Genomic DNA, 24,300 nt, shown 5'->3' with positions numbered 1-24,300 from the left:
GCCAGCCTTCGGCTCAACCCTGAGATGCCGCCTCGTCCACTCCCTTGACCGGCGTCACGGGCAGTCGCCACAGGCGACGCGGCAGCGCCTGCCCGGTGCCAGGTTGCCAGGCGTGAGCCAGGGCCTGCCAGGTAAAGGCCTGGGCCTGCTCGCAGGCGACCACCAGCGACTCACCGGCCGCCAGTCTCGCCGCCAGGGCTGCGGCCAGGGTACAGCCGGAGCCGTGGTAGCGGCCCGCGAGGCGGGGCCAGCTCCATTGGCGACTCTGATCAGGCGTGTGCAAGGTGTGGGCCACGCGGTCCCCCGGAGTGCCGGCAGCCGGTGTATCAGTACCAGTGACCAGCACCGCCTGGCAGCCCAGGGTCATGAGTTCCACCACCCGCTCGGTTTCCTCGTCGGCCTGGGCGGAGAGCCGGGCCAGTTCGTCACGATTGGGCGTCAGGATATCCACCAGTGGCAGCAGCCGCTCGCGGAACGCATCCGCCAGCTCGGCTGTGGACAACTCTTGTCCACCACCGGCCCTGAGCACCGGGTCCACCACCACCGGCACGCCGGGAAAACGCCGCACGATATCGGTCACCGCATCCAGGGTGGCCAGATCGGCCACCAGGCCCACCTTGATGGCAGCGATCTCGAAGTCATCCAGCGCCGCGGCGGCGGCGCGCATGGTATCCGGATCGCAGGGCACCACCGCCTGGACGTCACGGCAGTTCTGGACCGTCAGTGCCGTGGGAATGGTCAGGGCCCAGCCGCCGCAGGCGGCGATCGCCTCCGCATCGGCCATCAGCCCGGCGCCTCCGGTGGGGTCGTGGCCTGCCAGCACCAGCACCACCGGCAGGTGTGGCGTCACCTTGTCGCTCATCGCCATCAGAACGGCTTGAGCACGGCGAGGAAGATGATGATCAGCAGGGCGATCACCGGCAGCTCGTTGAACCAGCGGAAGAACACATGGCTCTTCGTGCAGCGCCCGTCGCGCAGCTGCTTGAGATAGATCAGGCAGACATGGTGGTAGGCCACCAGCACCAGCACCAGCAGAAGCTTGGCGTGCAGCCAGCCCTGGCTGAGCCAGAAGGGCATCAGATAGAGCATCCAACCGCCGAATCCCAGCACGGCGATCATCGAGGGGGTCATGATCCCCCGGTAGAGCTTGCGCTCCATGACCAGGAAATGGTCGATCGCCTGCTGCTCGCCGCGGTCACGCGCCATGGCGTGATAGACGTAGAGGCGTGGCAGATAGAAGAGGGCGGCGAACCAGGTCACCATGGCGATCAGGTGCAGGGCCTTGATCCACAGATACATGCAGGCTCCTCGTGGGAGAGTGGCGGAAAGGGCGCGAGCGCCGTGGGTGTCGGTACTGGTTCCTAAACGACGAACTAACCCCCGAAGGACTAGTCCTTGAAGGAATAATACCGCTCGATGGCGCCCCGCGTGATGATACCGGAAATCCGCTTCTGTTTCGGGCGGTTGCCGTGTTCCACGTAGAGGGCATCTACCGCCTGGTCGTTGAGGCGGTCGAAGGCCTCGGAGAGCGTCGCCTGAAGATGAATGGGCGCCAGCTCCAGGCGCAGGCCGGGAATCTCCAGCAGGTCGATCAGCGTTTCTTCTTCCTGCTCTCGTGCCTCTTCGTTGGCCTGCTTCTCGGGCACAGGCGCCATCAGCCAGCGCGCCAGGTCGGCGGCCTTGAGCGCCAGGGTCGGCTTGTCGTCGCTGGAGCGTTCGATCAGGATCCAGATCGGGTTGCGCGCCAGCAGCGCCCGCGCTCGCTCACGGGTCACCATGCGCGGCGTACGCTCCAGGCTTCGCTCCATCACCGCCGGCACCGAGACCCTCGAGAGCGCCTGCATCAGCGGCTGCTGCAGCGGGTGCAGGCCGTGACGGGTCGCGCTGATGAAGAAGCCATCGCAGCGGCACAGCTGTCGGGAGGTCAGGCAGGAGACCACCACCGCCAGCATACCGGGCAGGATGATGTTGGGGTTGTGGGTCAGCTCCAGCAGGGCCATCAGCGCCGCCAGCGGTGCCTGCAGCACCGCGCCCATCATCGCCGCCATGCCGAGCATGGCATAGATCCCCGGATCCGCGCCCCGCGCAGGCCAGATCCAGCCGCCGAGCAGCCCCATCAGCCCCCCCGCCGCCGCACCGACCACCAGTACCGGGCCGATGATGCCGATGGGAATGCCGCTGGCCACGGTCAGCGCCGTGAGCAGCAGTTTGGCCACGACCAACGCCAGCAGCACGTCCACCGCCAGGTCCCCGGTCAGCGATGCTTCCAGGCTGTCATAGCCGATGCCCTGCACTTCGGGGTACCACCAGGCCACCAAGGCAGTGGCCACTGCCACCAGCCCCAGGCGCAGCCAAACCGGCATCCCCTTGATCCAGTCGCTTCTCGCCACGTGGATGAAGAGCCCCGCCAGCAGGCCGATCACCAGCGCTGTCACCACCAGCCAGGGCAGGTTGGAGAATGAGCCGAGACTCACCGTGGGCACCTGGAAGGCCGGCTCGGTGCCGTAGACCAGCTGAGCCACCACGGCGCCCATGGTAGAGGCCAGGATCACCGGCATGAAACCGGCGATGGTGTACTCCATCATCACCACCTCCATGGCGAAGATGACCCCGGCGATGGGCGTATTGAAAGAGGCGGAGATACCCGCGGCGGTGCCGCAGGCGACCAGCACCCGCAGGCTGTTGTGGGGCAGCCGCAGCTGCTGACCGAGGCCACTGGAGGCGGCCGCACCGAGATGAATCGCCGGGCCCTCGCGGCCGGCAGAAAGCCCACCGAGCACCGTGACCACGCCAACCCACCATTGATTGAGCCAGTTCCGCAGCGGGAAGCGGCCTTGATGGTAGGTCAGCCGTTCCATCACATGGCCGACACCCATCTTGCGAGCCTTCTCGGGCTGTCGCCACAGCAGCACCCCGACGATGGTGACCGCCAGGATCGGCAGCAGGGAACGCATCAGGGGCGAGAGTCCCTCGAAGGCCTCGTGGTCACCGCCGGGCATGAAGGCCAGCGCGCCGAGGTCGATCAGCAACCGGAAGCCGACCATGAGGCCGCCCGTGATCAGCCCCGATACCACCCCCAACACGCAGAGCTGGGGCAGGGCGTCGACGCTGGCCAGGCGCTGGCGGAAGCCCTCCAGGCTGAGGTCCGGCAGTGAGAAACGCGGCACGGCGAAATTCCTGTTCGGCCAGTGACAGGGCCGGCTGGGTCGGCCCCTGCCTCTTGTGTATCATATCCATCATCAGAGCGCCCAGCGTCAGGCCAAACGGAAGGAGTGCAACGTGATCAAGGTCGGAATCGTCGGCGGCACCGGGTACACCGGCGTCGAACTGCTCAGGCTGCTGGCCCAGCACCCCGAGGTCGAGGTGGAGGCGATTACCTCCCGCTCCGAGGCCGGTATGGGGGTCGCCGAGATGTACCCCAACCTGCGCGGCCACTATGACGCCCTCACCTTCAGCGAGCCGGATGCCGACCGCCTCGGCGCCTGCGACGCGGTGTTCTTCGCGACCCCCCATGGGGTGGCCCACGCCCTGGCCGGCGAGCTGCTCGAGCGCGGCACCCGGGTCATCGACCTCTCCGCCGACTTCCGCCTGCGCGACGCCGAGGAGTGGGCAGAGTGGTACGGCCAGCCCCACGGCGCCCCCGCGCTGCTGAATGAGGCGGTCTACGGCCTGCCCGAGGTCAACCGCGACAGGATTCGCCAGGCCCGGCTGATCGCGGTGCCCGGCTGCTACCCCACCGCCGTGCAACTCGGCCTGCTGCCGCTGCTCGAGGCGGGGCTGATCGACACCGGTCACGTCATCGCCGACTGCAAGTCGGGCGTCACCGGCGCCGGCCGCGGGGCCAAGGTGCCCTCATTGATGGCCGAGGCCAGCGAGTCCATGAAGGCCTACGGTGCCCCCGGCCACCGCCACCTGCCGGAGATTCGTCAGGGCCTGACGGATGCCGCCGGCCGCCCGGTGGGGCTCACCTTCGTGCCCCACCTGACGCCGATGATCCGCGGCATCCACGCCACCCTCTATGGACGACTCACCGGTGAACCGGGCGACCTGCAGGCGCGCTTCGAGCAGCGCTTCGCGGACGAGCCCTTCGTCGACGTAATGCCCGCCGGCAGCCACCCGGAGACCCGCAGCGTCAAGGGCGCCAACGTCTGCCGCCTCGCCGTGCACCGGCCCGGCAACGGCGATACCGTGGTGGTGCTATCGGTGATCGACAACCTGGTCAAGGGCGCCTCCGGCCAGGCGATCCAGAACCTCAACCTGATGTTCGGCTTCGCCGAGAACGCCGGCCTCGCCGCTCCGGCGCTGATGCCCTGACGCCCTCACGGCGACAGTCCCCCGCAAAAGTTGACCCTTTTGCTGGGGGTTGCGGATAATGACAGGTTGAATCCTCCATTTCCCTCGAGGGAGCTCTCCATGAGCGGTGCCGAATCCTTTGTTCCCACCCCCCTCCTGCTGTCCGACAGCGCCCGGGCACGACTCCGGTCGCTGGTCGAGGAGGAGGGCAACAGCCAGCTGAAGCTGCGGGTCTACGTGACCGGTGGCGGCTGCTCGGGCTTCCAGTACGGCTTCGACTTCGCCGATGAGGTCGCCGAGGATGACACCGTCATCGAATTCGGCGACGTCGCCCTGGTGGTCGACCCACTCTCCTACCAGTATCTGGTGGGCTCCACCGTGGACTTCGAGGAGGGCCTCGCTGGCGCCCGCTTCCTGGTCCAGAACCCCAACGCCACCACCACCTGCGGCTGTGGCGCCTCCTTCATGGTGTAAACCACCGTGAAAGTCCCCAACTTGACGCTCTGGAGCATTCTCGCCAAGGTTGAATAGGCGAGACCTACCAGAAAAGACTCGATAATGGGGAACCTCATGACAAGATCCGCTTCCGCTTCACCCTTCCTGAAGCAAACCACACTGGCCGCCGCTCTGGCGATGGGCCTTGGCGTGGCCGGTTCCACACTGGCCGATACGCCGATCGTCAACGTGGTCACCGATCCCAGCTTCGTGCCCTTCGAGATGCTCGACCCCGAGACCGGCGAGATGATCGGGTTCGACATGGACATGATCAACGAGCTTGCCGAGCGCGCCGGCTTCGAGATCAACCTCACCACCATGGAGTTCGCCGGCATCATCCCGGCGGTGCAGACCGGCAGTCAGGAGATCGCCGTCGCCGGCGTGACCATCACCGAGGAGCGCGCTCAGATCGTCGACTTCTCGGACCCCTACTACGACTCCGGCCTGCGGATCATCGTGCGTGCCGACAACGACAGCGTCGAGGCCATCGAGGACCTCGAGGGCATGTCCGTGGCCACGCGTATTGGCTCCACCAGCTACGACTTCCTCCAGGAGAACCTCGGCGACAGCGCCGACATCACCCCCTACCCGGGCAACAGCGACATGTACATGGCACTGCTCGGCCGCAACGTCGACGCCGCCTTCTATGATGCTCCCAACGTCGCCTACTTCTCCCAGACCCGAGGCGAGGGGCGTACCAAGGTCGTCGGGCCCCTCTATGCGGGCCAGCAGTACGGCATCGTCTTCCACAAGGGCAGCGAGTGGGTCGAGCCGGTCAACGAGGCCCTGGCCGAGATGCGCGAGGACGGCACCTACGCCGAGATCTACGAGAAATGGTTCGGCGAGGCCCCCTCGGACGAGGCCCCCTCGGAAGAGTGAGCTGAGCCGCCCTGAACTCTCGTCGACATGACACGGCGAGCTGACCAGCGGGGCCGGGCGGTAACACCTCCCGGCCCCGCCTCGTTTCCAGCCATCCCGGAGAAACGCCCGTGGAAGTGACCTTTCAATTTGACTGGGCGGCGGCGTTCCGCTCCATCCCTCACCTGCTGCCGGGCATTCCCTGGACCCTGCTGATCTCCTTCGGTGGACTGTCCATCGGATTCATCATCGGCATCATCTTCGGACTGATGCGCATCAGTCCTTCGCGCCTCGTGCGCTGGCCAGCGGTCGTCTACGTCGAAGTGTTCCGAGGCACCCCCATCCTGGTGCAGGTGCTGTTCATCTTCTATGGCCTACCTCAGCTGCTGGGTAGCCCCATCAATGCCCTGACCGCCGGCATCGCTGCCATCGCGGTCAACTCCGGCGCCTACATCTCGGAAGTGGTCCGCGGCGGCGTGCAGTCCATCGAACGTGGCCAGCGCGAGGCCTCCCTGTCGCTGGGGCTCTCCCGCACCCAGGCCTTCCGCTACGTGATCTGGCCCCAGGCCTTCCGACGCATGATTCCACCGCTGGGCAACCAAGGCATCATCAGCATCAAGGACACGTCCCTGTTCTCGGTGATCGGCGTGGGCGAACTGGTTCGGCAGGGGCAGATCTACATCGCCACCACCTTCACCGCCCTGGAGGTCTACTTCATGGTGGCGCTGATGTACCTGGCCATCACCTGGAGCCTATCGCTGCTGCTGCGCCAACTCGAGCGCCGCGGCCTGGTCGGCCAGTGAAGGGGTCAACAATGAGCAAGGGGAGCCCACCCATGACACAGAACGAGAACGCGACCGCTCCCATCGTGCTGATGGAGAAGGTCAACAAGCACTTCGGAAGCCTGCACGTGCTCAAGGAGATCGACCTCGAGGTCAGCTCCGGCGAGGTGGTGGTGATCATCGGCGCCAGCGGCTCCGGCAAGTCGACGCTGATCCGCTGCATCAACGGCCTGGAAGAGTTCCAGGACGGCCATATCGATGTGGACGGCAACGAGCTCACGCCCCACGGGAAGAGCGCACGCGCGCTGCAGAAGATCCGCACCGAGGTCGGCATGGTCTTTCAGCAGTTCAACCTCTTTCCCCATCTCAGCGTGCTGGACAACGTCATCCTGGCGCCCATGAAGGTGCGCGGCTGGAGCCGCGCCGACGCCATGGAGACCGCCGAACGGCTGCTGGCGAGGGTCGGCATCAGCGATCAAGCCGCCAAGCACCCCAACCAGCTCTCCGGCGGTCAGCAACAGCGCGTCGCCCTGGCCCGCGCCCTGGCCATGGAACCTCGGCTGATGCTCTTCGATGAGCCCACCTCGGCACTGGACCCGGAGATGATCGGCGAGGTGCTCGATGCCATGCGCGAGCTGGCACGAGAGGGCATGACCATGATCATCGTCACCCACGAGATGGGCTTCGCCCGGGAAGTGGCCGACCGAGTGATCTACATCCACCAGGGGGAGATCGCCGAGCAGGCGCCACCGGAGCAGATCTTCGATCGCCCCACCGATGAACGCACCCGCAGCTTCCTGGCCCGGGTGCTCAAGCACTGATATCGCCCCCCCTCGACGCGTGAAAAAAGGCTCTGTCGACCGCGGCAGGGCCTTTTTTTTCCTGTGGATAGAAATTTTTCCGGTGGCGGGATTTCCATCTGTCACCCCCTTGCTAGAGGGGTTTGGGGACAACACCTATGGTTGTTCACAGCCGCGGGCACAAGCCCGGTAGCCGTCGGTGGACAAGCAGTGCAGTATTGGGTCTGTGAACAAGTCGACCTTTCATCCACAGGCTCCTGCCACCCTGTACGCAGGCAGTCACCCTCTTTTCCCGCTTTCGGTCAACAATGTATCCTACTGAAAAGGAAAGTGTTCCAATCGTTATCCACGGATTTTGTCCACACCAGTAGTTACTACCACAATAGAACTTCTCTCTATATATATTGATATTTAATGTTAGAACGAGAGGAGCCAAGGCGAAGGCGGTGTGGAAAACCCTGACGATTACCCACAGGGGGTTTATACTCCCGGCCTGATTTCATCCCCTGACTGGAAGACGGCGCCGCGGCGCCAACGAGGTGCACCTTGGATTACCCCGACCGCTTTGACGTCATCGTCATCGGCGGTGGCCATGCGGGAACCGAAGCCGCCCTGGCCTCCGCTCGCATGGGCTGTCAGACCCTGCTGCTGACCCACAACATCGAGACCCTGGGCCAGATGTCCTGCAATCCCGCCATCGGCGGGATCGGCAAGAGCCATCTGGTCAAGGAGATCGATGCACTGGGCGGTGCCATGGCGAAGGCAACCGACCTTGGCGGCATCCAGTTCCGCGTGCTCAATGCCCGCAAGGGGCCTGCGGTGAGGGCTACCCGCGCCCAGGCAGACCGGATCCGCTACAAGGCAGCGATTCGCGACATGCTGGAGAGCCAGCCCAACCTGACGCTGTTCCAGCAAGCTGCAGGCGATCTGATCGTGGATAACGACACCGTTCGGGGCGTTATCACCGAGACCGGTATCCGCTTCCACGCCGAGACCGTGGTGCTGTGCACCGGCACCTTCCTCGGTGGGGTGATCCATATCGGCCTCGAGCAGAGCCGCGGCGGACGCGCCGGCGATCCGCCCTCCAACCGCCTCGCCGAGCGCCTGCGGGCCCTGCCGTTCCGGGTCGATCGACTCAAGACCGGCACGCCGCCGCGCCTGGATGCCCGTGGCCTCGACTTCTCGCGACTCGAGGAGCAGCCCGGCGACACCCCCACCCCGGTGATGTCCTTCCTGGGTAGTCGCGAACAGCACCCGCGCCAGGTGAGTTGCCATATCGCCCACACCAATGAGCGCACCCACGAGATCATCTTCGCCAACCTCGACCGCTCGCCGATGTACTCCGGGGTCATCGAGGGTGTGGGCCCGCGCTACTGCCCCTCTATCGAGGACAAGGTCCACCGCTTCGCCGACAAGGCGAGCCACCAGATCTTCATCGAGCCCGAGGGCCTGAATACCCACGAGCTCTACCCCAACGGCATCTCCACATCGCTGCCCTTCGACGTGCAGCTGCAGGTGGTGCGCTCGATCCGGGGCCTGGAAAACGCTCATATCACCCGGCCCGGCTACGCCATCGAGTACGACTTCTTCGACCCGCGGGATCTCAGGCACTCGCTGGAAACGAAATTCATCCACAACCTGTTCTTCGCCGGTCAGATCAACGGCACCACCGGCTACGAAGAAGCCGGTGCCCAGGGACTGCTGGCCGGACTCAATGCTGCCCGCCGCGCCAGGGGCCAAGACGCCTGGCATCCACGGCGTGACGAGGCCTACCTGGGTGTGCTGGTCGATGACCTGATCACCCTGGGCACCAAGGAGCCCTATCGCATGTTCACCTCGCGGGCCGAATACCGCCTGCTGCTGCGCGAGGACAACGCCGACCTGCGTCTCACCGAGGCCGGTCGCGAGCTGGGGCTGGTGGACGACGTCCGCTGGGCCGTCTTCAGCGAGAAGCGCGAGGCCATCGAGCGCGAGCGCGCGCGACTCAAGGCCTGCTGGGTGCAGCCCGGCACCGCGGCCGCCGAGTCGGTAGCCGTGAAGACCGGCAAGCCGCTTGCCCGGGAGTACAGCCTGATGGACCTGCTCAGGCGCCCGGAGCTCGGCTACGCCGATCTGGCCGACCTGCCCGGCATCGAGGGGGAGGCGGTGGCCGATGACAGCGTGGCCGAGCAGGTGCAGATCCAGGCCAAGTACCAGGGCTACATCGACCGCCAGCAGGACGAGATCGCCAAGCTCAAGCGCCACGAGGCCACATCGTTGCCGACGGATCTGGACTATGCGCGGGTCGAGGGGCTCTCCCACGAGATCCGCCAGAAGCTCGCCGAGGCGCGTCCCGAGACCCTGGCCCAGGCCTCGAGGATCTCGGGAGTGACCCCGGCGGCGGTATCGATCCTGCTGATTCATCTCAAGAAGCGTCACCTGCTCGACGACCAGAAGGCGGCCAGCACATGACGGTAGTGGATCCGACGGTCGAGGCACGCCTCGACCAGGGGTTCGAGCGGCTGGGGATCGCCGTGGATGCCGAGCAGCGTCGACGCCTGCTGGCGCTGGTCGGCCTGTTGCACAAGTGGAACCGCGCCTATAACCTCACCGCGGTACGCTCGCCCGAGGAGATGGTGGCTCGCCACCTGCTGGACAGCGCCTCTGTGCTGCCTTTCGTCAAGGGACCGACCCTGCTGGACGTGGGCGCCGGAGCGGGCTTTCCCGGCCTGGTGCTGGCGATCCTCAGGCCTGAGCTTGCCGTGAGCTTGCTCGACAGCAACGGCAAGAAGGTGCGCTTTCAGCGCCAGACGGTGATGGAGCTGGGCCTGACCAACGTGACTCCGATGCAGATGCGGGTCGAGGCCTGCGAGGGGCACTTCGACCAGGTGATCTCCCGGGCCTTCGCCAGCCTCGGCGACTTCGTCTCCCTGACGCTGCCGCTGGTGGCCCCCGGCGGCCAGTGGCTGGCCATGAAGGGTCCCGCCGTGGAGGACGAACTGGCCGGCGTGCCGGCCGGCGTGGCGCCGGTGGCCCGGCACCCTCTGGAGGTGCCCTTCGACGTCGGCAGTCGGCTGCTGGTGGTCCTCGAGCGCCAGGAAGATGGCTCGCGCCCATGACAACCCGCGTTTCCCAGCAAGGGAGTTGCCCGTGACCAAGATCATCGCCTTGACCAACCAGAAGGGTGGTGTCGGCAAGACCACCACCGCGGTCAACCTCGCCGCCAGCCTGGCGGCCCTGGATCGCCGCGTGCTGCTGGTGGATCTCGACCCCCAGGGCCATGCCACCATGGGCAGCGGGGTGGACAAGCACGAGCTCGAGGGCAGTGTGTTGGACGTGCTGTTGGGCGATCGCACCGCTGCGGAGGTGATTCTCGATTGCCCCGTGGCCGGCTACACCCTGCTGCCGGGTAACGGCGACCTCACCGCCGCGGAGGTGGCGCTGCTCGATCGTGAGGTTGGTCGTGAGCGCTGTCTGGACCGTGCGCTTGGCGATGTGGCTGGCGAATATGACGTGGTGCTGATCGATTGCCCGCCGTCGCTGAACATGCTCACCGTCAACGCCCTGACCGCCGCCAACGGCGTGCTGATCCCGCTGCAGTGCGAGTTCTACGCCCTGGAGGGCCTCTCGGCCCTGCTCGACACCGTCGAGCAGATCAAGGACAACGTGAACCCGGGACTCGAGGTCTATGGCATCCTGCGTACCATGTTCGATGCCCGCAACAGCCTGACACGGGATGTCACCAAGCAGCTGCGTGACTATTTCGGCGATACCCTGCTCAAGGCCACCATCCCGCGCAACGTACGGGTCGCCGAGGCGCCCAGCCACGGCCTGCCAGTGACCAAGTACGCCCGCTTCTCGCGGGGCAGCCAGGCCCACCGGGTGCTGGCCAAGGAACTGATCCGTCGGCTATCGCTGTGATGATAGCGTGGCGCGCCCATGCCGTAACCGCTGTGATGAGGGAGTGTCGATGACGCGTAAACGCGCTCTGGGACTTGGACTGGATGCCTTGATCGGGGCCGGCGCTCGCCGCCGCGAGAGCCTCGACCTTCCCGAGGTAGGTGTCGTGGTGGATGATGCCGTGCCACCGGCCACCGCGCCGGATGCGGAAGATCGCCTCGAGCGCCTGCCGCTGGGCCAGCTCACCCGCGGCAAGTACCAGCCGCGCCGGGACATTCAACCCGAGGCCCTGGAGGAGTTGGCCGACTCGATCCGCGCTCAGGGGGTGATGCAGCCCATCGTGGTTCGTCCCGCTGGCGAGGATCGCTACGAGATCATCGCCGGCGAGCGTCGTTGGCGGGCCGCCCAGCTGGCCGAGCTCGACGTGATTCCCGCGGTGATCCGCGAGGTCAGTGACGAGGTGGCCCTGGCCCTGGCCCTGATCGAGAACATCCAGCGGGAGAACCTCAATCCGGTGGAGGAGGCCATGGCGCTGAAGCGCCTGCTGGAGGAGTTCGAGCTGACCCAGCAGCAGGTCGCCGACGCCGTGGGCCGGTCCCGGGCCCAGGTGGCCAACCTGCTGCGGCTGCTGGCGCTGGACCCCGAGGTGCAGACCCTGCTGGAGCGCGGCGACCTGGATATGGGCCACGCCCGGGCGCTGCTGGCGCTCTCCGGCGCAAAACAGCGCAAGGCGGCTCACGAGGTGGTCAACAAGGACCTCACCGTTCGCGACACCGAGGCGCTGGTGAAGCGCCTCGTCGCCGGGGAACCGAAGAAGGCCGACAAGCCGACAGCAAGCCCCGATGTGGCTCGTCTCGAGACCCGGCTGGGTGAGCTGCTCGGTGCGCCGGTGAAGATTCAGCACGGCCGCGGGGGCAAGGGACGGCTGACCATTCGCTACACCAGCCTCGACGAGCTCGACGGCATTCTCGAGCATATCCAGTAACGGTGCGGCATTGCGTTGATTGTCGAAAATATCTGCACCTTTGGTCGAAAGGTGACCGCTATGGGCCCCAAATAGGTATGACGTCGGTTGAAGGCCCGGGGGGGCTTCCCTATAATCCGCGATGGTTTACCTGCGCCCTTCGGGATGCGGGCGGGGGGGTAAACTAAGGTGGGCAACGGAATCGTTAACAAGCGCAGTACGTCTGCTGCCCGGTGGCGACCGTCCTTTCGTCGCCTGCTGGTGGTGCAGGGACTGATGGTTCTGGCGGTGACCCTAGTGGCGGGGGGAATTTCAGGAAGCGCAGCGATGCTGTCTGCGCTGACCGGAGGACTGGTTTGCCTGATTCCCCAGGGTTATTTCGTCTGGCGACTTGCCGGCATCCGTGGTGGCAGGCAAGCAAGGCAATATGTCGTGAATTTTTACCGCGCAGAGGCGGGAAAGTTCGGTTTGACGGTGGCACTGTTCGTGATGGTGTTCGTCACAGTACCCCCTTCAAACCCGATTTTTTTCTTCAGCGCATATGTGGCGGCTCAACTCATGCATTGGCTGGCTCCCTGGCTGCTGCTTGAGCGGCCGACCCCCTGAACCGAGGTAAGCACCGCATGGCAGCAGGTAATGAAGTCACGGCGACGTATTACATACAGCACCACCTCCAGAACCTGACCTTCGGCTATCATCCCCAGAACGGATGGTCCCTGGCCAGCACGTCCGCCGAGGCCACCGAAATGGGCTTCTGGGCGATCCACCTGGATACCATGGGCTGGTCCATCGCCATGGGGATGCTGTTCATCTGGTTGTTCCGCAAGGCCGGCAAGATGGCGACCACCGGGGTGCCGGGCGGACTGCAGAATGGCGTCGAGATGGTCGTCGAGTTCATCGAAAACCTGACTCGTTCCGCCTTTCAAGGCAGGAATCCGGTCATTGCCCCGCTGGCGCTGACGCTGTTCATGTGGATCCTGCTGATGAACAGCCTGAAGATCATTCCGGTCGACTACTTCCCCGAGCTCTTCGCTCGCCTGGGGGTCGAGTACATGAAGATTGTGCCGACCACCGACCCCAACGCTACCCTCGGCATGGCGCTGGGCGTGTTCTTCCTGATTATCTTCTACAGCATCAAGGTCAAGGGGGCCGGTGGCTTCGCCAAGGAGCTCTCGCTGACGCCCTTCAACCACTGGTCGCTGATTCCGTTCAACCTGGTTCTCGAGGTCATCGGCCTGCTCGTCAAGCCTCTGGGCCTCGGTCTGCGACTCTTCGGCAACATGTTCGCCGGCGAGGTGATCTTCATTCTGATCGCACTGCTGCCCTTCTGGGCCATCTGGCTGCTGGACGTGCCATGGGCGATCTTCCACATCCTGGTAGTGACTCTGCAGGCCTTCATCTTCACGGTGCTGTCCATCGTGTACCTGAGCGCCGCGCACGAGCACCACTGAGAACCCCGCAACGCTTGCAACTCCATTAACCCGTAACCCCTTGAACCAAAACTTGAAATCAGGAGTACTATCATGGAAATGGTCTACATTGCTGCTGCCATCATCATCGGTCTGGGCGCTCTGGCTACCGGTATTGGCTTCGCCCTGCTGGGCGGCAAGCTGCTCGAGTCCACCGCTCGTCAGCCGGAGCTGGGCGACCAGCTGCAAACCAAGACCTTCATCATGGCGGGTCTGCTCGACGCCGTGCCGATGATCGGTGTTGGTATCGCGATGTACCTGATCTTCGTCGTCGCCGGATAATGACAGGACCGAGCGCTTAGCGCTCGGTTTGCTTGTTACCGGTCGCCACGAATCAGTCAGAGGTACCTCCCTGTGAATATCAACATGACGCTTATCGGGCAGACGATCGCCTTCGCGATCTTTGTCTGGTTTAGCATAAAATATGTGTGGCCTCCGATCAGCAGTGCGCTCCACGAGCGTCAGAAGAGGATCGCCGATGGTCTCGACGCGGCCAGCCGTGCCTCTCGTGACCTCGAGCTTGCCCAGGAAAAGGCGGAAGCTACCCTGCACGAAAGCAAGGAGCAGGCCTCCCAGATCCTCGAGCAGGCCCACAAGCGCTCTTCCCAGATGATCGAGGAGGCCCGCGATCAGGCCCGTGCCGAAGGCGAACGCCTGGTGACCAGCGCCCGCGCCGAGATCGAGCAGGAAATCAATCGCGCCAAGGACGAGCTGCGTGCCCAGGTGTCGACCCTCGCGGTCACCGGTGCCGAGCGTGTTCTGGAAGCCTCCATCGACGAGAAGGCCCATCGCAAGCTGCTCGACAAGCTTGCTGCCGAACTGTGAGGAGGTGATCCATGGCGGAAACGTCAACCGTCGCTCGACCCTACGCCAAGGCGGCGTTCGAGTACGCACGCGATCACCAGGCGCTGGATGTCTGGTCCGAGTGGCTGGGCAAGGTCGGCATGGTCGTGGCCAGCCAGGACGTGCAGAAGCTGCTCTCTAGCCCCAAGCTGAACGACGAGCGCAAGGTGGCCCTGGTCCTCGAGGTAGCTGACGCCAGCGTAGACGACGCGGCGCGTCGCTTCCTCGATACGCTGAGCGACAAGCGTCGCCTGGCGGCCCTGCCGGCCATTGCCGGGCAATTCGAGCGGCTGCGCGCCGAGCATGACAAGCGCGTCGACGTCACCGTGGTGTCGGCCTTCGAACTCGACGACAAGCAGCAGCAGAAGCTCGCCGGTGCGCTGAAGAAGCGCCTGAATCGCGAAATCTCCATTACCACTCAGGTGGACCCGACGCTTCTTGGCGGTGTCATCCTGCGTGCCGGCGATACCGTCATCGACGGGTCGGTGCGTGGTCGACTGAACCGCCTCTCTGAAGCCCTTTCCGCCTGAGTCTGAGGGACATGGCATGCAGCAACTGAATCCTTCCGAGATCAGCGACATCATCAAGCAGCGGATCAAGAAGCTTGATGTCGCATCCGAAGCCCGTAATCAGGGCACCATCGTCAGCGTCTCCGACGGCATCGTGAAGATTCACGGCCTCGAGGAAGCGATGTTCGGTGAGATGATCGAATTCCCCGGCAGCATCTTCGGCATGGTGCTCAACCTCGAGCGCGACTCCGTGGGTGCCGTGGTCCTGGGCGACTACCTGCAGCTCGAAGAGGGCATGACCGCTCAGTGTACCGGTCGTATCCTCGAGGTGCCGGTGGGCCCCGAACTGAAAGGCCGTGTGGTGGATGCCCTGGGCAACCCCATCGATGGCAAGGGCGATATCAACGCCAAGATGACCGATGCCGTCGAGAAGGTCGCTCCTGGTGTTATCACGCGTCAATCGGTCGACCAGCCGATCCAGACCGGCTTCAAGTCCATCGACGCCATGGTGCCGATCGGCCGCGGCCAGCGTGAGTTGATCATCGGTGACCGCCAGATCGGCAAGTCGGCCATCGCCATCGACGCCATCATCAACCAGAAGGGCAAGGACGTCACCTGCGTCTACGTCGCTATCGGCCAGAAGCAGTCGACCATCGCCAACGTGGTGCGCAAGCTGGAAGAGCATGGCGCCATGGAGCACACCATCGTGGTCGCCGCCGGCGCTGCCGATCCGGCCCCGATGCAGTTCCTCGCCGCCTACTCCGGTTGCACCATGGGCGAATACTTCCGCGACCGCGGCGAAGACGCCTTGATTGTCTACGATGACCTGTCCAAGCAGGCCGTGGCCTATCGTCAGGTCTCCCTGCTGCTGCGTCGTCCGCCGGGCCGTGAAGCCTACCCGGGTGACGTCTTCTATCTGCACTCCCGCCTGCTGGAGCGTGCGGCACGGGTCAATGTGGATTACGTCGAGAAGTTCACCAACGGCGAAGTGAAAGGCAAGACCGGTTCACTGACCGCGCTGCCGATCATCGAGACCCAGGGTGGCGACGTTTCCGCCTTCGTTCCGACCAACGTGATCTCCATCACCGACGGTCAGATCTTCCTCGAGACCGATCTGTTCAACTCGGGTATTCGTCCGGCCATCAACGCCGGTCTCTCGGTGTCTCGCGTAGGCGGTTCGGCCCAGACCAAGATCATCAAGAAGCTCGGCGGCGGCGTGCGCCTGGCCCTGGCCCAGTACCGCGAGCTGGCGGCCTTCTCCCAGTTTGCTTCCGATCTGGACGAAGCCACTCGCAAGCAGCTGGAGCATGGTCAGCGCGTCACCGAGCTGATGAAGCAGAAGCAGTATTCGCCGATGTCCGTGGCCGAGATGGGCGTAACGTTGTATGCCGCCAACGAAGGCTTCCTGGACGACATCGAGGTGAGCAAGGTGCTGGACTTCGAGCGTGCCCTGCACGACTACATGAAGTCCGAACATGCCGAACTACTCGACAAGATCAACCAGACCGGCGACTACAGCGACGAGATCCAGAGCGGGTTGAAGGCGGGTCTCGAGAAGTTCAAGGCCACTCAGAGCTGGTAATCCCGCTGGCCCGTCCCGCCTTCGGGGCGGGCCCAGGAACTGTCTGAGGGCCACGAACGGAGTAGATCGCTATGGCAGCTGCAAAAGAGATTCGCACCCAGATCGGGAGCATCAAGAACACGCAGAAGATCACCAGCGCCATGGAAATGGTCGCTGCGTCGAAAATGCGCCGGGCCCAGGACCTGATGAGGGCCGGCCAGCCCTATGCGCGTCAGATCCGCAACGTCGTTGCCCATATCGCCGACGCCAACCCCGAGTACAAGCACGATTATATGATCGATCGTGAGGTGCAGCGGGTGGGCTACATCGTGGTCTCCACCGATCGCGGCCTTTGCGGTGGCCTGAACGTCAACCTGTTCAAGGCCGTGCTCAGGGATGCCAAGGCTTGGCGCGACAATGGTGCGGAGCTCGACTTCTGCGCCCTGGGCAAAAAGGCCAGCGGCTTCTTCAAGAGCTACGGGGGCAACCTGGTGGCGGCGAAGAGCGGCCTGGGCGAATCGCCCGAGGTCGAGGGTCTGATCGGTAGCGTCAAGGTCATGCTGGACGCCTATGACGAGGGGCGCCTGGATCGGCTGTTCGTGGTGTATAACGAGTTCATCAACACCATGACCCAGCAGCCGGTGGTCAGGCAGCTGTTGCCCCTGTCCCCGGACATGGGGGCGGAATCGGATCATGAAGAACACAAGCGTCCCGGAAGCTGGGACTACCTGTACGAGCCGGATGCCAAGGCGCTGCTGGATGGTCTGATGGTTCGCTTCATCGAATCCCAGGTCTACCAGTCGGTGGTCGAGAATGGCGCCTGCGAGCAGGCGGCGCGGATGATTGCCATGAAGAGCGCCACCGACAACGCCGGCGGACTGATCGACGACCTGGAGATGGTCTACAACAAGGCTCGCCAGGCCGCCATCACCCAGGAAATCTCCGAAATCGTCGGGGGCGCCGCCGCCGTATAGCGCCGGGGAGGGCGAGGCCCTCCCGGCACACAGGCTTCATTTGCAGGTTTTTTAGAGGATCGCAAGATGAGCGGACGTATCGTACAAATCATCGGCGCGGTGATTGACGTAGAGTTTCCGCGGGACAATGTTCCCAAGGTCTACGACGCGCTGAACGTCTCGAATGTCGAGACCGTGCTCGAGGTCCAGCAGCAGCTGGGCGACGGCGTGGTGCGCACCATCGCCATGGGCTCCACCGAGGGGCTCAAGCGCGGCATGGACGTCACCAACACCGGTGCTGCCATCTCCGTGCCGGTGGGCACGGAGACACTGGGTCGCATCATGGACGTGCTGGGTCGCCCGATCGACGAGGCCGGCGATATCGGCGAGCAGGAGCGCATGCCGATCCACCGCAAGGCACCGGGCTATGCGGATCAGGCGGCTTCCAACGAGCTGCTCGAGACCGGCATCAAGGTCATCGACCTGGTCTGCCCGTTTGCCAAGGGCGGCAAGGTTGGCCTGTTCGGCGGCGCCGGCGTGGGCAAGACCGTCAACATGATGGAGCTGATCCGCAACATCGCCACCGAGCACAGTGGTTATTCGGTGTTCGCGGGCGTGGGTGAGCGGACCCGTGAGGGTAACGACTTCTACCACGAGATGACCGAGTCCAACGTTATCGACAAGGTAGCGCTGGTCTACGGCCAGATGAACGAGCCTCCCGGTAACCGCCTGCGCGTGGCCTTGACCGGCCTGACCATCGCCGAGAAGTTCCGCGACGAAGGCCGCGACGTGCTGCTGTTCGTCGACAACATCTATCGCTACACCCTGGCCGGTACCGAGGTGTCCGCACTGCTGGGCCGCATGCCCTCCGCGGTGGGCTATCAGCCGACCCTGGCCGAGGAGATGGGTGTGCTTCAGGAGCGCATCACCTCCACCAAGACCGGCTCGATCACCTCCGTGCAGGCCGTCTACGTGCCCGCGGATGACCTGACCGACCCGTCTCCGGCGACCACCTTCTCGCACCTGGATGCCACCGTGGTACTGGCGCGCTCCATCGCCGAGCTGGGCATCTACCCGGCCATCGATCCGCTGGACTCCACCTCCCGTCAGCTGGATCCGCTGGTCGTCGGCGACGAGCATTACGACACCGCCCGCGGTGTGCAGAACGTGCTGCAGCGCTACAAGGAGCTCAAGGACATCATCGCGATCCTGGGCATGGACGAGCTGTCCGACGAGGACAAGCAGGCCGTGTCGCGGGCGCGCAAGATCCAGCGCTTCCTGTCGCAGCCGTTCTTCGTGGCCGAGGTGTTCACCGGTTCGCCCGGCAAGTACGTGTCCCTGAAGGACACCATCCGTGGCTTCCAGGGCATCCTCAATGGCGAGTATGACGAGCTGCCGGAGCAAGCCTTCTACATGGTCGGCACTATCGACGAGGCCGTCGAGAAAGCCAACCAGATGAAGTAATCCCGTCCATCAGGGGGATTCGCTATGGCGAACAGCTTCACATGCAATATCGTCAGCGCCGAGGCGGCCATCTTCTCGGGCGAGGTCGAGCAACTGATCGCGTCCGGCATGATGGGGGATCTGGGTATCCTGCCCGGCCATGCTCCGCTGTTGACCGAGCTTCAGCCAGGCCCGGTTCGCGTGATTCATGACGGCGGGCGGGAGGAGAACTTCTACGTCTCGGGCGGCTTCCTGGAAGTGCAGCCCGACGTGGTGACCATCCTGGCCGATGCGGCGTCCCGGGCCAGTGACCTCGATGAAGCCGCCGCCGAGGAAGCCCGTCAGCACGCGCTGAAGGCGTTCAGCGACAAGTCGGCGGAGCTGGATTACACCCGCGCCGCTGCCGAACTCGCCGAGGCCGTGGCCCAGTTGCGGACCATCCAGCAGCTGCGCAAGAAGGCCGGCAAGGGCTGATTTCTGCCCGAGCCGTGACGACGCCCCCCGATCCCGTGAAATACCGGGTTCGGGGGGCGTTTTCGTCTCTGCTATCATGGGCGCCGGCCCCGCGCCGGTGGTTTCGCTCACCCATCTCTGCGCCCTTGGCGTCAGGAGGACGTCATGTCACTGAATGATAGCCTGCAGGAACAGAAGGAAGTGCTGGTCGCGGCCCTGGGAGAAGAGGCCCGCGAGCGCCTCGGCGAGATGCTGTCGGAGCTGCGTTCTGCGGACATCGCCGAGATTCTCGAGGAGATCCTCGAGGAAGAGGACGACCTGCCCGTTGCCAAGGGCCTGCTTGACAGCCTGCCGCTGGAGCGGCGTGCTAGCGTGCTGGGCTATCTGCCGGGTGAGGAGCAGGTCGAGATCACCGCGGCCATGTCTGACGAAACGCTGCTCTCGGTGATCGAGGAGATGGGGTCCGACGAGCGCGCCGACCTCTTCAACCTGCTCGACGAAGACCGCCGTGAGGCACTGCTGAGGCGCATGGCGCGCCAGGAGCGCGAGGACCTCAAGCGCCTGGCCAGCTACGAGGAGGGCACCGCCGGGGCCATCATGACCTCGGACTATGTGGCCATCCCCACAGGCATTACTGTCTCCCAGGCGATGATGCGGGTGCGCCAGACCGCCCCCGACGCCGAAACGGTCTATCAGCTCTATATCATTGACTCCGACGGCCGCCTGGCCGGCACCCTGTCGCTGCGCCAGCTGATGGTGGCGCGACCGGGGGCGAAGGTCGACGACATCATGATCAAGGACGTGATCAGCATGGCGGTCGACGAGGAACAGGAGGAGGTCGCCCGGGTGGTGGCCCGTTATGACCTGCTGGCGTTGCCGGTGATTGATGCCGACGAGCGTCTAGTGGGCATCGTCACCCACGACGACGCCATGGACGTGGCCGAGTCGGAGGCCACCGAGGATTTCCACAAGGGGATGTCCATCGGCGCGCTGGAAGATGGGGTCAGCCGGGTGCCGCTGTGGAGTCTCTACCGCAAGCGGGTCACCTGGCTGGTGCTGCTGGTGTTTGCCAACCTCTTCTCCGGCGCGGGTATCGCCTACTTCGAGGACACCATCGCCGCGCAGGTGGCGCTGGTGTTCTTCCTGCCGCTGCTGATCGGCAGCGGCGGCAACGCCGGTGCCCAGGCCGCCACCCTGATGGTACGCGGCATGGCCACCGGCGATGTCGGGGTCAAGGACTGGGGAACCTTGCTGGGTCGAGAGCTACTGGTGGCCGGGTCGCTGGGCCTGACCATGGCGCTGGCGGTGGCCCCCATCGGGGTGATGCGCGGTGGCGAGGCGGTGGCCATGGTGGTGGCCATGAGCATGGTGATCATCGTGCTATTTGGCAGCCTGCTGGGGATGTGCCTGCCCTTCCTGCTCGACCGCCTGGGCTGGGACCCGGCCACCGCCTCGGCCCCGCTGGTGACCACCCTGATCGACGCCTCGGGGGTGCTGATCTACTTCAGCATCGCCACGGCGATTCTGACCGGGCTATGACTGACCCCCTCAGGGTGGCAACGATTGTCATGTCGAGCCTGTATGCTGACCCGTTCCGGCGCGCGCGAGTGCCGGGCGTCCGTCTCTGATCATCAAGGAAACTTCCATGGACTGGCTGCAGGTCGTCGTACTTTCCATCGTGCAGGGGCTTACCGAGTTTCTGCCCATCTCCAGCTCCGCCCATCTGATCCTGGTGCCGGTGCTGACCCCCTGGAACGATCAGGGACTAGCCTTCGACGTGGCGCTGCATATCGGTAGCCTGGCGGCGGTGGTGCTCTACTTCCGCCACGAGCTCGTGCGCATGACCGTCAGCTGGGTCGGCTCGCTGAGAGGCGGCGGGCAGGATGACGATGCCAGGCTGGCGTGGTGGGTGCTGCTGGCGACCGTGCCGGTGTGCCTGATTGGCTTCACCTTCCGCGATGCCATCGAGGTGGGCATGCGCTCGCCGATCCTTATCGGTGTGAGCCTGATCGGCTTCGGCCTGGTGCTGGGCTACGCCGACTGGCGCCGCCGCCGTGGCGGACGCAGCGAATACCAGCTCGGCCTGAAGGACGTGCTGCTGATCGGCCTGGCCCAGGCCCTGGCGCTGATCCCGGGCACCTCGCGCTCCGGCATCACCATCACCGCAGCGCTGCTGTTGGGCATGAGCCGCGAGGGGGCGGCGCGCTTCTCCTTCCTGCTCTCGATCCCGGTAATCGCGCTGGCCGGTGGGCTGGAGATTGTCGGTCTGATCCGCGAGTCCCATGAGGTGGATTGGGTAGCGGTGACGGTCGGTGCCCTCCTCTCCGGCATCAGCGCCTATCTGTGTATCCACTACTTCCTGGCCTTCATCAAGCGGGTCGGCATGCAGCCCTTCGTGGTCTATCGCCTGCTGCTCGGTGGCTGGCTGCTGTGGCTATTCTGGTAGCCTCGTTTCCCTTTTCTTCATGGAGAGTGCTCGCATCATGAAAGCCCCGGCTTCCCTGCTGTTTCTTTGCCTCCTGCTGTTGCTGGCCGGCTGCTCGGAGCGCGACCGCCCCCTCGACTCCCCGGTGCGCTTCGAGGGCGGCATCTACGGCAGCTTCTACCAAGTGACCATCGCCGACCCCCTGACCCAGGGCCAGGCCAGAGCGTTGGAGGAGGGCATCCTCGAGGTGCTCGAGGCGGTAGACGCCTCCATGTCGACCTATATCGAGGACTCCGAGCTCTCGGCCTTCAACCAGGCCCCCCTGGTCGAGTGGCAGCCGCTCTCCGATGAGCTGATGGAAGTGCTGGCGATCGGCCAGGCGGTATCGGAGAAGAGCGACGGCGCCTTCGATGTCACCGTAGGCGGGCTGGTCAACCTGTGGAGCTTCGGCGCCGAGGCGCGCCCCCGAGAGGTGCCGGACGAGGCCACCCTGGACGAGCGCCTGGCGGTGGTCGGCGTCGATGCCGTGGAACTCGATCTCTCGGCACTGCAGGCGCGTCGCACGCGGGAGGTCGTCGTGGACCTGGGCGGGGTGGCCAAGGGGCACGCTACCGACCGGGTGGCGGCCCTGCTCGACCGCGAGGGCATCGAGCACTATCTGGTCAACCTGGGCGGCGACCTGAGCGCCAGTGGTTATCGGAACGGCCAGGATGGGCGTGACGGCGAGGGAGAGCACTGGCGCATCGGCATCGAGGCGCCGCTGGAGGATCGCCAGGAGGCCCGCCACGTTCTACCGCTGCACGATATCTCGGTGGCCACTTCCGGCGACTATCGCAACTATTTCGAGGAGGCGGGGCGGCGTTTCTCCCACACCCTCGATCCGCGCAGCGGCAGGCCGATCACCCACCGCCTCGCCTCGGTGACGGTGGCCCACCCCTCCAACGCCTGGGCCGACGCCTGGGCCACGGCGCTCATGGTACTCGGCGAGGAAGAGGGCATGGCCCTGGCCCGGGAGCAGGGACTCAGCGTGTTGATGATCGTCCGCGAGGAGGAGGGCGGCTGGACGAGCCGCGTCAGCCCCGCCTTCGTCGACGCCTTCGGCGAGACACTGGTAGCGGAACTGGGCCTGGAGGTCCACTGAGACCTAGAATGTACAGAGCCCCGGAATGAAGAGATAGACGAATCTGGACAAGGAGTCATGATGACGCTGGACGTGGTAATTCTCGCGGCGGGTCAGGGGACCCGCATGCGCTCGACCCTCCCCAAGGTGCTGCACCGCCTGGCTGGCAAGCCGATGGTGCGCCATGTGATCGATACCGCCACCGGACTTGGCGCCGAGCGCACCCACGTGGTGGTGGGACACGGTGCCGAGCGGGTTCGCGAGGCCCTTTCCGACTGTGAGGTGCGTTATGCGCTACAGGCCGAGCAGAAGGGCACCGGCCATGCCGTGGCTCAGGCCCTCGATGGCCTCGGTGAAGGCAAGGTGCTGGTGCTCTACGGCGACGTGCCGCTGATTCGCCGTGAGACCCTGACGGGGCTGCTGGCGGGCGTCGATGACGATCATCTGGGGCTGCTGACCGTGACCCTGGAGGACCCCACCGGCTACGGGCGTATCCTGCGCAACGCTCAAGGGCAGGCGGTGGCCATCGTCGAACATAAGGATGCCTCCGAGAGCGAGCGGGCGATCGACGAGTGCAACACCGGCATCATGGCCATGACCGCTGCCCAGCTGCGCCGCTGGCTGCCGAGCCTCTCCGCCGACAACGCCCAGGGCGAGTATTACCTGACCGATATCATTGCCATGGCCGCCGCCGAAGGGGTGAAGATCGTCACCGCCCAGCCGGCCGACTCGCTGGAAGTGGAGGGCGTCAACAACCGGGCCCAGATGGCGCGCCTGGAGCGCGCCCACCAGCTGGCCATCGCCGAGCGGCTGATGGCCGAGGGCGTGGCCCTGCTCGACCCGGCGAGGATCGATATTCGCGGCACCCTGACCTGCGGACACGACGTGGAGATCGATGTGGGCTGTGTCTTCGAGGGTGAGGTGGAGCTCGGTGAGGGGGTGCGCATCGGCCCCCACTGCGTGATCCGCGACAGCCATATCGGTGCCGAGACGGTGATCGAGCCGCATAGCGTCATCGAGGGCACGGTCATCGCCGGGCGCGGCCGGGTCGGCCCCTTCGCGCGTCTGCGCCCCGGCACCCGCCTGGCGGTGGGTGTCAAGGTCGGCAACTTCGTCGAGACCAAGAACATCGAGGTGGGTGAAAGCAGCAAGATCAACCACCTGAGCTATGTGGGCGACGCCCGGCTGGGCCGTGACGTCAACGTCGGCGCCGGGACCATCACCTGCAACTATGACGGCGCCCACAAGCACCGCACCGAGATCGGCGATAGCGCCTTCATCGGCTCCAACACGGCGCTGGTGGCCCCGGTGAGCGTGGGCCGCAACGCCACCGTGGGTGCAGGCTCCACCATCAGCAAGGATGTGGCAGACAATGCCCTGGCCGTGTCCCGCGGCCGTCAGATCAGCAAGGCCGACTGGCCGCGTCCCAGCAAGGACAGCTAAGGAGAGTCAC

General features: G+C 65.0%; 25 protein-coding genes. 22 read left to right on the top strand and 3 right to left on the bottom strand.

All coding sequences use genetic code 11. The annotated features are described in order from the left end of the window. Nucleotides 1–13 precede the first annotated feature (13 nt). From thiD to ACM26W_RS19640, 3 genes are all read right to left on the bottom strand, one after another. Nucleotides 14–862 carry a bifunctional hydroxymethylpyrimidine kinase/phosphomethylpyrimidine kinase gene (thiD, locus tag ACM26W_RS19650; RefSeq protein ID WP_416138639.1) on the bottom strand — a complete coding sequence of 283 codons (849 nt, stop codon included), beginning with the start codon at nucleotides 860–862 and terminating at the stop codon, nucleotides 14–16. 5 nt (nucleotides 863–867) lie between these two features. Further along, nucleotides 868–1,299, bottom strand: a complete 432-nt coding sequence (hemJ, locus tag ACM26W_RS19645; protein WP_416138638.1) for a protoporphyrinogen oxidase HemJ — start codon at nucleotides 1,297–1,299, stop codon at nucleotides 868–870. Nucleotides 1,300–1,388: 89 nt separating this feature from the next. Beyond that, nucleotides 1,389–3,167 (bottom strand): chloride channel protein, encoded by a 1,779-nt coding sequence (locus tag ACM26W_RS19640; RefSeq protein WP_416138637.1) that lies wholly within the window; start codon nucleotides 3,165–3,167, stop codon nucleotides 1,389–1,391. Nucleotides 3,168–3,279: 112 nt separating this feature from the next. Here ACM26W_RS19640 and argC point away from each other — a divergent pair, with 112 nt between their 5' ends. From argC to glmU, 22 genes are all read left to right on the top strand, one after another. Next, on the top strand, nucleotides 3,280–4,314 hold the full coding sequence (gene argC / locus ACM26W_RS19635; protein ID WP_416138636.1) for an N-acetyl-gamma-glutamyl-phosphate reductase: 1,035 nt from the start codon (nucleotides 3,280–3,282) through the stop codon (nucleotides 4,312–4,314). 99 nt (nucleotides 4,315–4,413) lie between these two features. After that, the gene (erpA, locus tag ACM26W_RS19630) at nucleotides 4,414–4,767 is read left to right on the top strand and encodes an iron-sulfur cluster insertion protein ErpA (protein WP_416138635.1); all 354 of its coding nucleotides are present in this window, start codon (nucleotides 4,414–4,416) and stop codon (nucleotides 4,765–4,767) included. Nucleotides 4,768–4,863: 96 nt separating this feature from the next. Then, nucleotides 4,864–5,667 (top strand): transporter substrate-binding domain-containing protein, encoded by an 804-nt coding sequence (locus ACM26W_RS19625; RefSeq protein ID WP_416138634.1) that lies wholly within the window; start codon nucleotides 4,864–4,866, stop codon nucleotides 5,665–5,667. A 110-nt stretch (nucleotides 5,668–5,777) separates the two neighbouring features. Continuing rightward, nucleotides 5,778–6,449, top strand: coding sequence for an amino acid ABC transporter permease (locus ACM26W_RS19620; protein WP_416138633.1), 672 nt, complete (start codon nucleotides 5,778–5,780; stop codon nucleotides 6,447–6,449). Between the two features lie 32 nt (nucleotides 6,450–6,481). Next, entirely contained in the window at nucleotides 6,482–7,249 is a 768-nt protein-coding gene (locus ACM26W_RS19615; protein ID WP_416138632.1) for an amino acid ABC transporter ATP-binding protein, read from the top strand. Between the two features lie 525 nt (nucleotides 7,250–7,774). Next, on the top strand, nucleotides 7,775–9,679 hold the full coding sequence (gene mnmG, locus ACM26W_RS19610) for a tRNA uridine-5-carboxymethylaminomethyl(34) synthesis enzyme MnmG (RefSeq protein WP_416138631.1): 1,905 nt from the start codon (nucleotides 7,775–7,777) through the stop codon (nucleotides 9,677–9,679). Next, entirely contained in the window at nucleotides 9,676–10,326 is a 651-nt protein-coding gene (gene rsmG / locus ACM26W_RS19605; RefSeq protein ID WP_416138630.1) for a 16S rRNA (guanine(527)-N(7))-methyltransferase RsmG, read from the top strand. The genes mnmG and rsmG overlap by 4 nt, the downstream gene beginning before the upstream one ends. Nucleotides 10,327–10,357: 31 nt before the next feature. Then, nucleotides 10,358–11,128, top strand: a complete 771-nt coding sequence (locus ACM26W_RS19600; protein WP_416138629.1) for a ParA family protein — start codon at nucleotides 10,358–10,360, stop codon at nucleotides 11,126–11,128. Between the two features lie 49 nt (nucleotides 11,129–11,177). Then, nucleotides 11,178–12,092: a ParB/RepB/Spo0J family partition protein gene (locus ACM26W_RS19595; RefSeq protein ID WP_416138628.1), complete on the top strand. Its 915-nt coding sequence runs from the start codon at nucleotides 11,178–11,180 to the stop codon at nucleotides 12,090–12,092. A gap of 168 nt (nucleotides 12,093–12,260) precedes the next feature. Next, nucleotides 12,261–12,677 carry an ATP synthase subunit I gene (locus ACM26W_RS19590; RefSeq protein ID WP_416138627.1) on the top strand — a complete coding sequence of 139 codons (417 nt, stop codon included), beginning with the start codon at nucleotides 12,261–12,263 and terminating at the stop codon, nucleotides 12,675–12,677. Between the two features lie 17 nt (nucleotides 12,678–12,694). Then, nucleotides 12,695–13,522, top strand: coding sequence for a F0F1 ATP synthase subunit A (gene atpB, locus ACM26W_RS19585; protein WP_416138626.1), 828 nt, complete (start codon nucleotides 12,695–12,697; stop codon nucleotides 13,520–13,522). A gap of 72 nt (nucleotides 13,523–13,594) precedes the next feature. After that, nucleotides 13,595–13,822 (top strand): F0F1 ATP synthase subunit C, encoded by a 228-nt coding sequence (atpE, locus tag ACM26W_RS19580; protein WP_089682691.1) that lies wholly within the window; start codon nucleotides 13,595–13,597, stop codon nucleotides 13,820–13,822. 72 nt (nucleotides 13,823–13,894) lie between these two features. Next, nucleotides 13,895–14,365, top strand: a complete 471-nt coding sequence (locus ACM26W_RS19575; RefSeq protein ID WP_416138625.1) for a F0F1 ATP synthase subunit B — start codon at nucleotides 13,895–13,897, stop codon at nucleotides 14,363–14,365. 11 nt (nucleotides 14,366–14,376) lie between these two features. Beyond that, entirely contained in the window at nucleotides 14,377–14,913 is a 537-nt protein-coding gene (locus ACM26W_RS19570; RefSeq protein WP_416138624.1) for a F0F1 ATP synthase subunit delta, read from the top strand. Between the two features lie 16 nt (nucleotides 14,914–14,929). Continuing rightward, nucleotides 14,930–16,474, top strand: a complete 1,545-nt coding sequence (gene atpA, locus ACM26W_RS19565; RefSeq protein ID WP_416138623.1) for a F0F1 ATP synthase subunit alpha — start codon at nucleotides 14,930–14,932, stop codon at nucleotides 16,472–16,474. Nucleotides 16,475–16,545: 71 nt separating this feature from the next. After that, the gene (gene atpG / locus ACM26W_RS19560; RefSeq protein WP_416138622.1) at nucleotides 16,546–17,427 is read left to right on the top strand and encodes a F0F1 ATP synthase subunit gamma; all 882 of its coding nucleotides are present in this window, start codon (nucleotides 16,546–16,548) and stop codon (nucleotides 17,425–17,427) included. Nucleotides 17,428–17,493: 66 nt separating this feature from the next. After that, nucleotides 17,494–18,870, top strand: coding sequence for a F0F1 ATP synthase subunit beta (gene atpD, locus ACM26W_RS19555; protein ID WP_416138621.1), 1,377 nt, complete (start codon nucleotides 17,494–17,496; stop codon nucleotides 18,868–18,870). A 24-nt stretch (nucleotides 18,871–18,894) separates the two neighbouring features. Next, nucleotides 18,895–19,323, top strand: a complete 429-nt coding sequence (locus ACM26W_RS19550; protein ID WP_416138620.1) for a F0F1 ATP synthase subunit epsilon — start codon at nucleotides 18,895–18,897, stop codon at nucleotides 19,321–19,323. A 144-nt stretch (nucleotides 19,324–19,467) separates the two neighbouring features. Next, on the top strand, nucleotides 19,468–20,841 hold the full coding sequence (gene mgtE / locus ACM26W_RS19545) for a magnesium transporter (RefSeq protein WP_416138619.1): 1,374 nt from the start codon (nucleotides 19,468–19,470) through the stop codon (nucleotides 20,839–20,841). Between the two features lie 106 nt (nucleotides 20,842–20,947). Then, nucleotides 20,948–21,748 (top strand): undecaprenyl-diphosphate phosphatase, encoded by an 801-nt coding sequence (locus ACM26W_RS19540; protein ID WP_416138618.1) that lies wholly within the window; start codon nucleotides 20,948–20,950, stop codon nucleotides 21,746–21,748. A 37-nt stretch (nucleotides 21,749–21,785) separates the two neighbouring features. Next, entirely contained in the window at nucleotides 21,786–22,868 is a 1,083-nt protein-coding gene (locus ACM26W_RS19535) for an FAD:protein FMN transferase (protein ID WP_416138617.1), read from the top strand. A gap of 57 nt (nucleotides 22,869–22,925) precedes the next feature. Continuing rightward, on the top strand, nucleotides 22,926–24,290 hold the full coding sequence (gene glmU / locus ACM26W_RS19530) for a bifunctional UDP-N-acetylglucosamine diphosphorylase/glucosamine-1-phosphate N-acetyltransferase GlmU (RefSeq protein ID WP_416138616.1): 1,365 nt from the start codon (nucleotides 22,926–22,928) through the stop codon (nucleotides 24,288–24,290). Nucleotides 24,291–24,300 lie beyond the last annotated feature (10 nt).

This window comes from Halomonas sp. HK25, from assembly GCF_047795635.1.
GTDB lineage: Bacteria > Pseudomonadota > Gammaproteobacteria > Pseudomonadales > Halomonadaceae > Halomonas.
Note: the sequence above shows the minus strand (reverse complement) of the source record. Positions and strands in the feature narration are given on the sequence as shown.

What these genes read in the sequence shown, in the direction of transcription:
- thiD (WP_416138639.1), bottom strand. Translation starts at nt 862, where the DNA reads ATGAGCGACAAGGTGACGCCACACCTGCCGGTGGTGCTGGTGCTGGCA.
- hemJ (WP_416138638.1), bottom strand. Translation starts at nt 1,299, where the DNA reads ATGTATCTGTGGATCAAGGCCCTGCACCTGATCGCCATGGTGACCTGG.
- erpA (WP_416138635.1), top strand. Translation starts at nt 4,414, where the DNA reads ATGAGCGGTGCCGAATCCTTTGTTCCCACCCCCCTCCTGCTGTCCGAC.
- ACM26W_RS19625 (WP_416138634.1), top strand. Translation starts at nt 4,864, where the DNA reads ATGACAAGATCCGCTTCCGCTTCACCCTTCCTGAAGCAAACCACACTG.
- ACM26W_RS19615 (WP_416138632.1), top strand. Translation starts at nt 6,482, where the DNA reads ATGACACAGAACGAGAACGCGACCGCTCCCATCGTGCTGATGGAGAAG.
- rsmG (WP_416138630.1), top strand. Translation starts at nt 9,676, where the DNA reads ATGACGGTAGTGGATCCGACGGTCGAGGCACGCCTCGACCAGGGGTTC.
- ACM26W_RS19595 (WP_416138628.1), top strand. Translation starts at nt 11,178, where the DNA reads ATGACGCGTAAACGCGCTCTGGGACTTGGACTGGATGCCTTGATCGGG.
- atpB (WP_416138626.1), top strand. Translation starts at nt 12,695, where the DNA reads ATGGCAGCAGGTAATGAAGTCACGGCGACGTATTACATACAGCACCAC.
- atpE (WP_089682691.1), top strand. Translation starts at nt 13,595, where the DNA reads ATGGAAATGGTCTACATTGCTGCTGCCATCATCATCGGTCTGGGCGCT.
- ACM26W_RS19570 (WP_416138624.1), top strand. Translation starts at nt 14,377, where the DNA reads ATGGCGGAAACGTCAACCGTCGCTCGACCCTACGCCAAGGCGGCGTTC.
- atpA (WP_416138623.1), top strand. Translation starts at nt 14,930, where the DNA reads ATGCAGCAACTGAATCCTTCCGAGATCAGCGACATCATCAAGCAGCGG.
- atpG (WP_416138622.1), top strand. Translation starts at nt 16,546, where the DNA reads ATGGCAGCTGCAAAAGAGATTCGCACCCAGATCGGGAGCATCAAGAAC.
- atpD (WP_416138621.1), top strand. Translation starts at nt 17,494, where the DNA reads ATGAGCGGACGTATCGTACAAATCATCGGCGCGGTGATTGACGTAGAG.
- ACM26W_RS19550 (WP_416138620.1), top strand. Translation starts at nt 18,895, where the DNA reads ATGGCGAACAGCTTCACATGCAATATCGTCAGCGCCGAGGCGGCCATC.
- mgtE (WP_416138619.1), top strand. Translation starts at nt 19,468, where the DNA reads ATGTCACTGAATGATAGCCTGCAGGAACAGAAGGAAGTGCTGGTCGCG.
- ACM26W_RS19540 (WP_416138618.1), top strand. Translation starts at nt 20,948, where the DNA reads ATGGACTGGCTGCAGGTCGTCGTACTTTCCATCGTGCAGGGGCTTACC.
- ACM26W_RS19535 (WP_416138617.1), top strand. Translation starts at nt 21,786, where the DNA reads ATGAAAGCCCCGGCTTCCCTGCTGTTTCTTTGCCTCCTGCTGTTGCTG.
- glmU (WP_416138616.1), top strand. Translation starts at nt 22,926, where the DNA reads ATGATGACGCTGGACGTGGTAATTCTCGCGGCGGGTCAGGGGACCCGC.